A 13,732-nucleotide genomic window follows, 5' to 3' on the forward strand; every position below is an offset into this window, starting at 1 on the left:
TCGTTTTCAGGAGATCACAACCTATGTCCATCCGCACCCTGCTTCCGGCAACCGCGTTTCTTGCCTTGGGCCTTTCTGCTGCTCACGCCCAGTTTCTGGAACTTGAAAAGGACGAACTGACCTTCGGCTTCATCAAGCTCACCGACATGGCCCCGCTCGCCGTAGCCTACGAGAACGGCTATTTCGAGGATGAGGGCCTCTTCGTCACTCTCGAAGCCCAAGCCAACTGGAAAGTCCTTCTCGACGGCGTCATCGACGGCCAGCTTGACGGCGCCCACATGCTCGCGGGGCAGCCGCTCGCCGCGACCATCGGTTTCGGCACGGAAGCGCACATCGTCACGCCCTTCTCGATGGACCTGAACGGCAACGGCATCACCGTCTCCAACGAAATCTGGGCAGCAATGAAAGAACATGTGCCCCACGAGGACGGCAAGCCTGTCCATCCGATCCCCGCATCCGCGCTGAAGCCCGTCGTCGAACAGTATCGCGCCGACGGCAAGCCCTTCAACATGGGCATGGTCTTCCCCGTCTCGACCCACAACTACGAGCTTCGCTACTGGCTCGCCGCCGGCGATCTGAAGCCCGGCTATTACTCGCCAGAGAACGTTTCCGGCCAGATCGACGCTGATGTTCTGCTCTCAGTCACCCCGCCGCCGCAGATGCCTGCCACGATGGAGGCCGGCACGATCTACGGCTACTGCGTGGGCGAGCCATGGAACCAGCAGGCTGTGTTCAAGGGCATCGGCGTCCCGGTGATCACCGACTACGAGATTTGGAAGAACAACCCCGAGAAGGTGTTCGGCATCACCGCCGAATTCGCCGAGGAATATCCCAACACAACACTCGCCATCACCAAGGCGCTGATCCGCGCCGCGATGTGGCTCGACGAGAACGACAACGCCAACCGCCCTGAGGCGGTGGAAATCCTCTCCCGCTCCGAATACGTGGGTGCGGACGAGGAGGTGATCGCCAACTCGATGACCGGCACCTTCGAATACGAGAAGGGCGACAAGCGCGAGATCCCGGACTTCAACGTCTTCTTCCGCTACTACGCAACCTATCCCTACTACTCGGATGCCGTCTGGTACCTGACTCAGATGCGCCGCTGGGGTCAGATATCCGAGGCAAAGACCGACGAGTGGTATTTCGAGCAGGCAGAAAAGGTCTACCGCCCCGATATCTATCTCGAAGCGGCCCGTCTGCTGGTCGATGAAGGCCTCGCTAGTGAGGCAGATTTCCCTTGGGAAACAGATGGCTACCGAGAGGCGACGTCGGAATTCATCGACGGTCTCGAGTATGATGGCCGCCAGCCGAACGCTTATCTGGACAGTTTCCCGATCGGGCTCAAGGGCTCCCAGAAGGTCGTAGGAAACGCCGTCGAGGGGTGAGTGAAAGGGGGCGGGCCATCTTTGCCCGCCCGATCCACCCAGCCAACGTCAGCCCGGAAGGACACTTCGCAATGACCACCGTCACCGAGACAGACTTCGCAGCGGAAGCCGCCAGGGAAGCCCGGCGCGCCAAGCTCTTCACCCGCATCAACAAGGCCGACACCTGGTTCAGGGTGCTGGGCCTCAGCTGGGTAACGCCCGTTCTGCGCGCAGCGGCGGGGGATAACCCCAAATCCCAGATCACCGAAATCTGGCGGCTCCTTGGCGTGCCACTGCTCGCCATCATCGCTTTCCTAACCCTGTGGGCCACGCTCGCGCCCACGGTACAGACATCCCTTGGCGCCATCCCCGGCCCCGGTGCCGTGTGGGAACAGGTGGGTGAACTTCATGCCGACCATGTCCGGGAACGGGAAAAGGCCGCCGCTTTCTATGAACGGCAGGATGTTCGCAACGCCAAGTTGGAGGCCGAGGGCCAGGCCGACAGGATCAAGTTCCGCACTTATACCGGTAAGCCGACCTACTACGACCAGATATGGACCTCGATCCAGACCGTTTTCTTCGGCTTCCTGATCGCCACCGCCGTGGCCGTGCCAATCGGCATCCTGTGCGGCCTCTCGCCCACCGCGAACGCCGCGTTCAACCCGATCATCCAGATCTTCAAGCCCGTCAGTCCGCTGGCATGGTTGCCCATCGTCACCATGGTCGTTTCGGCGGTCTATGTGACCAACGATGGCTGGTTTTCGAAGTCCTTCCTCAACTCCGCCATCACGGTCACCCTCTGCTCGCTCTGGCCGACGCTGATCAACACCGCCCTTGGCGTCGCTTCCATCGACAAGGACCTCATCAACGTCGGCAAGGTGCTGAAACTCGGCACGTGGACGAAGATCACCAAGCTGGTGCTGCCGTCGGCGCTGCCGCTGATCTTCACCGGTCTCCGCCTCTCGCTCGGGGTCGGCTGGATGGTGCTGATCGCCGCCGAGATGCTGGCACAGAACCCGGGCCTCGGCAAATTCGTGTGGGACGAGTTCCAGAACGGCTCCTCCCAGTCGCTCGCCAAGATCATGGTCGCAGTCTTCACCATCGGCATCATCGGCTTCCTGCTGGACCGCCTGATGTACGCCGTGCAGGCCGCCTTCACCTTCTCGAACAATCGGTGATCGACATGCCAATCCTCGAATTCAAGAACGCCTCCAAGGGTTTCGGCGTCGGAACCCAGTACGAAGATGTCCTGAAGGAAATCGACTTCGCGGTGGAGGAGGGCGAGTTCATCGCCATCCTCGGTTTCTCCGGTACGGGCAAGACCACCCTGATAAACCTGATCGCCGGGCTGGAGACGCCAAACAAGGGCGAAGTGCTCTTCCGAGGTAAGCCCATTCAAGGCCCGGGGCCGGAACGCGGGCTGGTCTTCCAATCCTACTCGCTCATGCCCTGGCTCTCCGTTTTCGGCAACATCGCTCTCGCTGTCGACGCCGTCCACAAGGGCAAATCGAAAGCGGAACGGGCGGATATCGTCGAACACAACATCAAGCTCGTCGGCCTGGCCCACGCCCGCGACAGAAAGCCGGCGGAGCTTTCGGGCGGAATGCGTCAGCGCGTCGCCGTCGCCCGTGCGTTGGCCATGAACCCGGACCTGCTGCTGCTGGATGAACCACTTTCCGCGCTCGACGCGCTCACCCGCGCCAACCTTCAGGATGAAATCGAGCGGATCTGGGAATCCGACCGCAAGACCGTGATCCTCATCACCAACGATGTGGACGAGGCGATCCTCCTGGCCGACCGAATTTTCGTGCTGAACCCCGATGGCACGATGACGGAGACATTCCCCGTCGCACTCCAACGCCCGCGTGACCGCACGGCGATGAACCACGACGCGACCTTCAAGGCGCTGCGCGCGAAGGTCACGCAGTATCTCATGGATATCGGCATCGCCGCCAAGACGGAGGAAACGCGCAAGCTGCCCAATGTCACGCCGCTGCACGGCCTTCCCAAAGCTTATGCGGAGGCCGCCGTCACCCAAACGGACGATCGCTACCTCCAATTCTCGCAGCTCGACAAGGTCTACCCGACTCCCAAGGGTCCGCTGACGGTGGTGGAGAACTTCGAGATGACGCTGAAGAAAGGCGAGTTCGTCTCCCTCATCGGCCACTCGGGCTGCGGCAAATCCACCGTGCTCACCATGACGGCTGGGCTCAACGAAATCTCGTCCGGCGCCATCGTGCTGGATGGCACCCACGTCGAGGGCGCCGACCCAGAACGTGCGGTCGTCTTCCAGTCTCCCAGCCTCTTCCCGTGGCTGACGGCGCGCGAGAACGTCGCCATCGGTGTGGATCGCGTCTACCCCAAGGCGTCCCAGCAGGAGCGTCAGGACGTCGTCGAATACTACCTCGAACGCGTCGGGCTGGCGGATTCCATGCATAAACCCGCTGCCGACCTTTCCAACGGCATGCGCCAACGCGTCGGCATCGCGCGGGCCTTCGCGCTCTCGCCGAAGCTGCTTTTGCTCGATGAACCCTTCGGGATGCTGGACAGCCTCACCCGATGGGAACTTCAGGAAGTGCTGATGGAAGTCTGGTCGCGCACCAAGGTCACCGCCGTCTGCGTGACGCACGACGTGGACGAGGCGATCCTGCTCGCCGACCGGGTCGTGATGATGACGAACGGTCCTCGCGCCACCATCGGCAAGATCATGGAAGTGGACCTGCCGCGCCCACGTACCCGCAAGGCCCTGCTCGAACACCCCGACTACTACGCTTACCGCGAACAGCTTCTCTCGTTCCTCGAGGAATACGAGCACGGAAAGAAACCGGCTGAAGAAAAGAAGGCCGACGCGGCCTGAGCGACGCGCTGAAGGAGAACCGACACATGCTGGAAAACGTCAAGGAAGCGAGCGATGCTGCCGCCACGACGGCCAAGACCTTCATCCGCGTCACCGAAGTTTGGGTGCCGGATGAGGCCGACGGGCGCCTGAAACGCGCGGGTGGGCTCTATGGTGATCTCACCGAATTCGAAGCGGTCAGCGGCAAGGAAATTTTCGCACTCGGCGAGGGCCTGCCCGGCAAGGCATGGGCGGAGCAGAAGCCGATTGTCCTCAAGGGTTTCCGCGGCTCGTATTTCAAGCGAACAGACGCTGCCGAAGCTGCCGGTCTCACAGCCGGCATCGCCATGCCGGTCTTCGCGGGTAGCCGCCTGACTGCTGTCGTGACCTTTCTTTTCGGCGATGACAGCGAACATGTCGGCGCGGTTGAAGTCTGGGCTCCGGGAGAGGACCCGTCAGGCCCTCTCGCCCTGCAGGACGGCTACTTCGGGACAGCCGATCACTTTGCATGGATCTCCCGGCACACCCGTTTTCCCAAGGGCATGGGTCTGCCCGGCAAGACATGGGAAAGCGGTCGTCCCAAGCTGTTCCACGATCTCGGAATTTCCCACCGCTTCCTGCGTTCCGACAGCGCCGCCGACGCCGGCATGACTGCAGGTCTCGGCCTGCCAGTGTCTGCACCGAGCGGCGACACGCACATAGTAACCCTGCTCTCGGCTCTGGGTACGCCCATCGCACGCCAATTCGAAATCTGGTCCCTGACGGGGGATGGTTATTTCACGGTCTCCGATGGCGTGCCGGACAGGCTCCCCCCCTCTGCCCGTGTCACGCCGGGCGAAGGCATACTGGGCACGGTAGCTGCAACCGGCGTGCCCGTCGCCACTGGCGAACCCGGTTCGGCGATCGTCGCCATTCCCATTCACCGCAACGGCAAGGTCACTGACATTGCCGCATGGTATTTCTGAGGGAGGCGCGGATGACACCCGATCAACGCATCCTCGTTCGCCAGAGCTTCGATTTCATCCGCCCCATGTCGCATCAGGCGGCCGGGCTGTTTTACCAGCGTCTCTTCGAGATCGCGCCCGAAGTCGCCCCGCTTTTCGCGGAGTCGGACATGAAGAGCCAGGGCCATCGAATGATGGCGGCGCTCAACCTTATCGCCCATTCGCTGGACGAACCCACGGTGCTCATCCCGATCGCCCGCGAACTGGCACAGCGCCATGTCGGCTATGGCGTCCGGCCAGAGCATTACCAGCCGGTCGGAGAGGCCCTGATCTGGGCACTGGAAACGGGCCTCGGCCCGAACTTTGACACGGAAACCAAGGCGGCATGGGCTGCCGCCTACGGCGCATTGTCGGATGCCATGATCGCGGCCGCCTACGGTCCCGACGGCAAAACCGGCATCGAAGCAGCGGAGTGAGCAGCATGAAACAGAAACTCGTCGTCATCGGCGCCGGCATGGCCTCCGGCCGTGCGCTGGAGCATTTGCTGGAGAATGCTCCGGATGCCTATGACATCACACTTTTCGGTGCGGAGCCGCGCGGTAACTACAACCGCATCATGCTCTCCCCCGTCCTGTCGGGTGAGAAAACCTACGAGGAGATCGTGACCCACGATACCGCCTGGTACGCGGCGAACGGCATCACCTGCCGCTTCGGCGAGAAGGTGCAGCGGATTGACCGCGCGGCAAAGGTGATCGTCACCCCGAAGGGCCAGACACCCTACGACAAGCTCATCATCGCCACCGGCTCGGACCCGTTCATCATTCCCGTGCCGGGCCACGACCTGCCCGGCGTACTGGCCTACCGCGATCTCGACGATACCAACGCGATGATCGAGGCCTCCGCGAAGCCCGGCGCAAAAGCCGTGGTGATCGGCGGCGGCCTGCTCGGACTGGAAGCCGCCGCGGGCCTGGCGCTGCGCGGCATGGAAGTTTCGGTCGTCCACCTGATGGGCCACCTGATGGAGCGCCAGCTCGACGAGGCGGCAGGCTACCTGCTGCGCAAGGAACTCGTCGGGCGCGGCATCAAGATACACTGTTCCGCCAACACCAGGCAGGTCGTGGGCGACGGCAAGGTAGAGGGGCTGGAACTCGAAGACGGCACCATCCTGCCCGCCGACATCGTGGTGATGGCCGTCGGCATCCGCCCTAGCGTGGCGCTGGCGAAAGAGGCGGGGCTGGAAATCGGGCGCGGCCTGAAGGTCAACGACCAGCTCGTCACCTCCGACCCCGATATCCTCGCGCTCGGCGAATGCGTCGAGCATGACGGCATGGTCTACGGCCTCGTCGCGCCCCTGTATGATATGGCCAAGGTGCTGGCCAAAACCCTCGCCGGCGAGCACGATGCCTATCGCGGCTCCCAGATATCCACCAAGCTCAAGGTCACGGGTGTCGATCTCTTCTCCGCAGGCGATTTCGCCGATGGCGCGGACCGCGAGGAGATCGTGTTTCGCGATCCCGCCCGCGGCGTCTACAAGCGCCTCGTCCTCCAGAACGACCGCATCATCGGCGCGGTGATGTACGGCGACACGGCGGACGGAAGCTGGTTCTTCGGCCTCATCAAGGACGAGGAGGACATCTCCGAGATGCGCGACACGCTCATCTTCGGCCCCGCCTTCGCCGGAGGCACCCCCATGGACCCTATGGCGGCCGTTGCAGCCTTACCGGATGACGCAGAAATCTGCGGCTGCAACGGCGTATCAAAAGGCACCATCATCGCGGCCATCAACGGCGGGGCGACCACACTCGACGCCGTGAAGGCGAAAACCAAGGCTTCAACTTCCTGCGGCACCTGTGCCGGCCTCACCGAGCAGGTCGTCGCACTCACGCTCGGCGATGATTTCGTCCTGCCCGCCGCCGCTGGCATGTGCAAGTGCACGGACCATTCCCACGACGACGTGCGCCGCCTGATCCGTGCGAAGGAGCTGAAATCCATCCCAGCGATCCAGCAGGAACTCCAGTGGAAATCCTCCGGCGGCTGCCACTCCTGCCGCCCCGCGCTCAACTATTACCTCGTCTGCGAATGGCCGGGCGAGTATGTCGACCACGCCCAAAGCCGTTTCATCAACGAGCGCGTGCACGCCAATATCCAGAAGGACGGCACCTATTCCGTCGTGCCGCGCATGTGGGGCGGGATCACTACGCCGAACGAGTTGCGCGCCATCGCCGATGTGGCCGACAAGTTCGCGATCCCCACCGTCAAGGTCACCGGCGGCCAGCGCATCGACCTGCTGGGCGTGAAGAAGGAAGACCTGCCCGCCGTCTGGTCCGACCTCAACGATGCCGGCATGGTCTCCGGCCATGCCTACGCCAAGGGTCTGCGCACCGTGAAAACCTGTGTGGGCACGGACTGGTGCCGCTTCGGCACGCAGGACAGCACGGGCCTCGGCGTGAAGATCGAGCGCCTGATGTGGGGCTCGTGGACGCCCCACAAGGTCAAGATGGCCGTCTCCGGCTGCCCCCGTAACTGCGCCGAGGCGACCTGCAAGGATGTCGGCATCGTCTGCGTCGACAGCGGCTACGAGATCGGCGTCGGCGGCGCCGCGGGCATGGACGTTCGCGAAGTCCAGCCGCTCGCCAAGGTCGGCACGGAAGAGGAGGTGCTCGAATACATCTCCGCCTTCGTCCAGCTCTACCGCGAGAACGCGCAATACCTGCACCGCCCCTACAAGTGGATCGCCAAGGTCGGGCTCGACTGGGTGAAAAGCCGCGTGGTGGAGGATGCCGAAAGCCGCAAGGCTCTCGCCGAACGCTTCGAGCACTCGCAAACCTTCTACCGCAAGGACCCGTGGGCCGAGCGCGTGGCAGGCGCCGAGGCGCACGAATTCAATCCCCTCGCAGATCTCACACAGGTGGCAGCAGAATGAGCGATTTCATAGATATCGGCGCGCTGGAGGATATCCGCCCGCAAAGCGCCCGCCTCGTCCGCACCGCGATGGGCTGCATCGCCGTGTTCCGCACCGCGGACGACGAAGTGTTCGCCCTCGACGACCGCTGCCCGCACAAGGGCGGGCCATTGTCCAACGGCATCCAGCACGGGCGCTCGATCACCTGCCCGCTGCACAACTGGGTCATCTCGCTCTCGACCGGCATGGCCGAGGGCGCCGATGAAGGCAGCGTGCGCACCTATCCGGTGCAGGTCTCGGACGGGCGCATCCTGATGGATGCCCGCGCCCTCGCCGAGTCCATGGCCGCGGAATGAGCGGCGCGGGCCCGATCCGCACCACCTGCCCCTATTGCGGGGTCGGCTGCGGTGTGCTGGTCACACCCGACGGCAAGGGCGGCGCCACGGTCGCGGGCGATACCGCCCACCCCGCCAACTACGGCCGCCTCTGCTCCAAGGGTCTGGCACTCGGCGAAACGCTCGGCCTGCACGACCGCATCCTCGCCCCACGCTTCCACAACCGCGAAACGGACTGGGACGAGGCGCTCGACACGGTGGCGGAGAAATTCTCCACCGCGATCCGCGATCACGGCCCCGACAGCGTAGCCTTCTACGTCTCGGGCCAGTTCCTGACCGAGGATTACTACGTCGCCAACAAGCTGATGAAGGGCTACATCGGCTCGGCCAACATCGACACCAATTCGCGGCTCTGCATGGCGTCCTCCGTCGCCGGCCACAAGCGTGCCTTCGGAGCTGATACCGTGCCCGGCACCTACGAGGATCTGGAGGAAGCGGACGTTATCGTCCTCGTCGGTTCCAACCTGGCATGGTGCCACCCCGTCCTCTTCCAGCGCATCCTCGCCGCCCGCCAGCAGCGCCCGATCACCCTTGTTACCGTCGATCCGCGCCGAACCGCCACGGCCGAAAGCAGCGATATGCATCTGGCAATCGCACCCGGCACGGACACCTCGCTTTTCAATGGCCTTCTGCATCGAATCGCGGCCGAAGGTGCGGTGAATGGTGATTTCGTCACCCGCCACGTCGAGGGCCTGTCCGAAGCGGTGGCCGCCGCCTGTGACATGCCGCTGGAAGCGGTGGCAAGTGTCACCGGCGTCGACACCAATCTTCTAGACGAATTCTTCAGCCTCTGGACCGGTACCGAAAAGGTCGTCACCGTCTATTCGCAAGGCGTCAATCAGGCCAGCGACGGCACTGACAAGGTCAGTGCGATCATCAATTGCCATCTCGCAACCGGTCGTATCGGACGCCCGGGCATGGGTCCGTTTTCCGTCACAGGCCAGCCGAATGCCATGGGCGGGCGGGAAGTCGGCGGGCTGTCCAACATGCTTGCCGCGCATCTCGATATCGAGAATTCGAACCACCGCGCCCTTGTTCGCGGCTTCTGGAACGCCCCGGCGATGCCGGAAAAGTCCGGTCTGAAGGCAGTCGACATGTTTGACGCCTGTGCCACAGGTCAGATCAAGGCACTCTGGATCATGTGCACCAACCCGGCCGTGTCGCTGCCCCGTGCCAACCACGTTCGCGACGCTATCGAGGCATGTGATTTTGTCGTGGTGTCCGACATCACCGAGACAGACACCACCCGTATCGCCGATCTCGTTCTGCCGGCAACCGGATGGGGGGAAAAGGACGGCACCGTCACCAACTCCGAACGCCGCATCTCCCGCCAGCGCCCGTTCCTGCCGGCACCCGGCGTAGCCCGGCATGACTGGCAGGCGATCTGCGGCGTCGCCCGGCGCATGGGCTTTGGCGACGCGTTTGACTACCAGAACCCGGCCGAGATCTTTGCCGAACACGCTGCCCTCTCCGGTCTCGCCGCCCGTGCGGGCCGGGATTTCGATGTTTCCGGTTTTGCCTCGCAGACCTACGATGACATCGAACCGCAGCTCTGGCCCAGCCCCGGCACCGGTACCGCAGACGAAAGGTTCTTCGCCGACGGTGGCTTCTACCACCCCGACGGCATGGCCCGCATGGTCGCCGTCCATCCTCGCACCAGCCCGAATATCACCGGGCCTGAATACCCCTTCATTCTGAACACTGGTCGCATCCGCGACCAGTGGCACACGATGACACGCACCGCGCGTTCCGCACGGTTGTCGCGCCACCTCGCCGAACCTTTCGTCGAGATCCATCCCGATGACGCCCATGCCAACGGCATCGCCCCCGCCGATCTGGTAGAGGTGGCAAGCCAGCACGGCGGCATCGTCGCCCGCGCACTGGTAACGGACAGAACCCCGCGCGGCACCCTGTTCGCACCGATGCACTGGACAGCCCACTGGACTGCGCTCGGCCGCGTCGATGCCGTCATGGCGGCAGTGACGGACCCGACATCCGGCCAGCCGGAGCTGAAACGCACGGCCGTGTGCCTGCGAAAGGCAACGATGGATTGGCACGCCTTCGCCGTGACCCGCAACGAACCGTTTCCGGCCGTTGACTACTGGGCCAAGGCCCGTGCCGACGGTGGCTGGACGGTCGAACTCGCGGGGACGGGCGCCCTGCCGGAAGCGGAAGGATTTCTAAGACAAATGGCCGGTGCACCGGAGGCCGCGGCGATGACCATGGCCGATCCCTCTCGCGGTGGCATGCGGGTCGCCCTGTTCGATGGCCCGGTGCTCGTTGCCGCGCTGTTCCTCTCCCGCCGGCCGGTTGCCGTTTCCCGCGCCTACCTCGCCGACGCACTGAAGAGCGACGTTCCGGACATTCTCCCCGGCCACCCCGGCAGCGGCAGGCCGGATCCGGGTGCAATCGTCTGCTCCTGTTTCGGCGTCGGCATCAACACCATCCGCGAGGCCATCGTTTCCCGTCGTCTGACATCTGTCGCCGAGATCGGCGAGGCCCTTCAGGCGGGCACCAACTGCGGCACCTGTCGGGCCGAACTGAAAACCATCCTCGACCGCACGGACCTTCCCCTCGCTGCCGAATAAGGAGCAAACCGATGAAGACTTTTCCGATGTTCCTCCGCATGGCGGGCCGCGATGTCGTCATCCTCGGCGGTGGCGAAGAGGCGGCGCAGAAAACCCGCCTGATGCTGAAGACGGAGGCCACGATTATCGTAGCCGCCCCGGCCTTGGAGCCGGAGTTGTCCGCCCTTGCTGCCGGTGGTCGCATCCGCCATCACACCGGCCCCGTCGATGCTGCGCTGCTCGCCAACGCCGCGCTTGTCTTCGCCGCCTCCGGCTGCCCCGGCACCGACGCGGCGCATGCCAGGCTTGCCCGCGCGCTCGGTCGGGTCGTGAACGCCGTCGATCAGCCCGATCTCTGCGATGCGTTCACCCCAAGTTTGGTGGACCGTGATCCCGTCGTCGTCGCTATCGGCACCGAAGGTACGGCACCGATCTTGGCGCGCCAGATCAAGACACAGGTCGAAGCGATGCTGGAGCCGCGTCTCGGCGATCTCGCGGCCTTCGCCGGGCGGATGCGCGAAGCCGTGGCCGTGGCCGTGCCCCGCACTGGCCGCCGCAAATTCTGGAACTGGGTTTTTGCCGGCAGTCCGCGCCACGCTCATGGCCGCGGCGCACAGGCTCATGCCTATGCTGCCGTGAAGCAGGCCGTTGCCAAAGGCGCGGCCCCAGTCGATGAGGCCGGGGAAGGGGTGGTTTCACTCGTCGGTGCTGGCCCCGGCTCAGGTGATCTGATCACGCTGCGCGGCGTCCAGCGTCTGCAGGAGGCCGACATCATCCTGCATGACAGATTGGTCGGTGCCGAGGTGCTGGAGCTTGCCCGACGCGATGCAGAACGGATCTGCGTTGGCAAGGCATCCGGCGATGCCGCCCTGCCGGACCGTTGGAGCCAGGAGCGTATCAACCGCCTGATCGTCGCGGAGGCGCGCAGGGGCAGGCGGGTCGTTCGCCTCAAATGCGGCGATCCCGGCATTTTCGCGCGCGGTGCAGAGGAGGCCGCGGCCTGCAGGGCTGCCGGTATCAATTGTGAAATCGTGCCGGGCATCACCTCAGCCAGCGCCGCAATGGCCGCTTCCGGCGGGTTCCTGACCGAACGCGGCGAGGTAGACACCCTCGTCCTGACGACGGCTACCGGTTCGGATGGCGGGCTTCCCCCCGCTTTCGGCACGAACTACGCACCCGGGACGCAATACGCCGTCTACATGGGTGTCGGTGCCGCAGCCCGGATCGAGGCGGAACTCGTCACTCCTCAGAGTGCCGGCCACGCCGTCACCATCGTCCAGTCCGCAAGCCACTCTGACCAACGCATCGTACAGTGCACTCTCGGCACCTTGTCAGAGACGGTCCGCAGCGTGGGCATCGCCGCCCCGGCGATCATCCTGATCCGCAATCCCAAAGAGGCTGTTGCTGTCGAACGGCAAATGGAAGTGGCAGGCTGACGCCTGTTCACCTGCCGGGCAGGCGCACCACGAAATCGGCGCCATCACTCGGCGCGCCGCGAACCTCGATTGAGCCACCGTGGTTGTGGACGATCCGCCGACACAGCGTCAGCCCGACGCCTGAGCCAGGATAGTCCTCGTACCCGTGCAACCGCCCGAACAATCGGAACACCTGCTGGCGGCAGTCCCTCGGGATGCCAATCCCGTTGTCAGCGAAACTGATGACTTCCATTCCATGCTCATCCCGGCCGAGCCAGCGGATGGAGAGTTCCGGTTTCCGCTCTGAGGATCGGAATTTCAGTGCATTATCGATCAGGTTCCGGAATAACATGGCCATCTGTTCCGGCACGCCGTCGATCTCCGGCAGAAGTCCGAAAGAGATCGTTGCGTCCAGTGTCTCTACCTGCATCTTCCGCAGTTCATCCGCCAAGACTTCCGACAGTGCTACACACTCTCGGTTCATGGTATCGGAAATGACCGTTGAGTAGACGTGAACGTCCTGCAGGATCTTACTCAACCGCGCGCTGGTCTGTCCGGCCATTTCCAGCAGCATCGCCGTCTCTTCATCCAGGTTGACACTGGCCTCGATCTCCAGTTCGGAAACGATCAGGCTCAACGTGTTCGCCGGTGACTTCAGGTCGTGCGAGAGCGCGAAGCAGATTTCTGCATGTTCCTTGTTGGCGGCACTCAGGCTCCGGCCGCGCGCCGCCAAGGCTTTCGTCAGGTCGTCCACCTCGGCTTCCAGTTGCCCGCATCGGCGCGTTTGCATGGCCAGCCGGACCTCGCCGTCATTCACCTGTTGCCGCGCGCCGTCCAGCGCTTCCTCGATTCGAGCTAGGTCGTCGTCCACATGCTGAAATGCGTGTGCATCTGTCTTGGCAATGCGGCGCAGATCTCGGAATATGAAATGGTGAACAATCCAGAGGGTTCCGCCGGCGAACAAAGCCATACACGCAAGGTTGATGAACAGCAGCCGCCCGCCATCTGCCGGACCGGTATCTCCGATCTGTATCCATGTGAGGACGCCGGCCAGCAAAACGCCGAGCGCGGCCATCCAGCACGTGATGCGCCGGAGCGGCCCCGTCGCAGTTCGGACCTGCCGTGCGTCATTGTCGCGCCAACCGTCATTGCCAGACGCTACCCCGTGGCTGTCAGTCATCGAAAACACCGTCCGGTTGTTTGGCAAGTAGTCGGTTGGGGTTGCGGCGAAGTCGCAGATTTGTCCGGTTGCGGGTTTCATCAAACATCTTCTGGTCTCTGCGGTTCAAATTAACTAATTCGGAAT

10 protein-coding genes are annotated in these 13,732 nt (G+C 63.7%); 9 read left to right on the plus strand and 1 reads right to left on the minus strand.

The window, feature by feature from the left end; translation table 11 throughout:
- The first annotated feature begins 23 nt into the window (after positions 1–23).
- From GO499_RS17525 to cysG, 9 genes are all read left to right on the plus strand, one after another.
- Complete coding sequence (locus GO499_RS17525; RefSeq protein WP_161863400.1) at positions 24–1,388, plus strand: CmpA/NrtA family ABC transporter substrate-binding protein; 1,365 nt, start codon at positions 24–26, stop codon at positions 1,386–1,388.
- A gap of 71 nt (positions 1,389–1,459) precedes the next feature.
- Positions 1,460–2,545, plus strand: coding sequence for an ABC transporter permease (locus tag GO499_RS17530; protein WP_161863401.1), 1,086 nt, complete (start codon positions 1,460–1,462; stop codon positions 2,543–2,545).
- 5 nt (positions 2,546–2,550) lie between these two features.
- Positions 2,551–4,224, plus strand: coding sequence for an ABC transporter ATP-binding protein (locus GO499_RS17535; RefSeq protein WP_161863402.1), 1,674 nt, complete (start codon positions 2,551–2,553; stop codon positions 4,222–4,224).
- A gap of 26 nt (positions 4,225–4,250) precedes the next feature.
- Positions 4,251–5,168: a GAF domain-containing protein gene (locus GO499_RS17540; protein ID WP_161863403.1), complete on the plus strand. Its 918-nt coding sequence runs from the start codon at positions 4,251–4,253 to the stop codon at positions 5,166–5,168.
- An 11-nt stretch (positions 5,169–5,179) separates the two neighbouring features.
- Positions 5,180–5,623 (plus strand): globin domain-containing protein, encoded by a 444-nt coding sequence (locus GO499_RS17545; RefSeq protein WP_161863404.1) that lies wholly within the window; start codon positions 5,180–5,182, stop codon positions 5,621–5,623.
- A 5-nt stretch (positions 5,624–5,628) separates the two neighbouring features.
- On the plus strand, positions 5,629–8,070 hold the full coding sequence (gene nirB, locus GO499_RS17550; RefSeq protein WP_161863405.1) for a nitrite reductase large subunit NirB: 2,442 nt from the start codon (positions 5,629–5,631) through the stop codon (positions 8,068–8,070).
- A complete protein-coding gene (gene nirD / locus GO499_RS17555) occupies positions 8,067–8,405 on the plus strand; it encodes a nitrite reductase small subunit NirD (RefSeq protein WP_161863406.1) in 339 nt (112 codons plus the stop codon). Before nirB ends, nirD begins: the two co-directional genes overlap by 4 nt.
- A complete protein-coding gene (locus GO499_RS17560) occupies positions 8,402–11,032 on the plus strand; it encodes a nitrate reductase (protein WP_161863407.1) in 2,631 nt (876 codons plus the stop codon). The genes nirD and GO499_RS17560 overlap by 4 nt, the downstream gene beginning before the upstream one ends.
- 11 nt (positions 11,033–11,043) lie before the next feature.
- Positions 11,044–12,447: a siroheme synthase CysG gene (cysG, locus tag GO499_RS17565; RefSeq protein WP_161863408.1), complete on the plus strand. Its 1,404-nt coding sequence runs from the start codon at positions 11,044–11,046 to the stop codon at positions 12,445–12,447.
- A gap of 7 nt (positions 12,448–12,454) precedes the next feature.
- Here cysG and GO499_RS17570 read toward each other — a convergent pair whose 3' ends face one another.
- On the minus strand, positions 12,455–13,687 hold the full coding sequence (locus tag GO499_RS17570; protein WP_161863409.1) for a sensor histidine kinase: 1,233 nt from the start codon (positions 13,685–13,687) through the stop codon (positions 12,455–12,457).
- Positions 13,688–13,732: the final 45 nt, after the last annotated feature.

This window comes from Algicella marina, assembly GCF_009931615.1.
Taxonomy (GTDB): domain Bacteria; phylum Pseudomonadota; class Alphaproteobacteria; order Rhodobacterales; family Rhodobacteraceae; genus Algicella; species Algicella marina.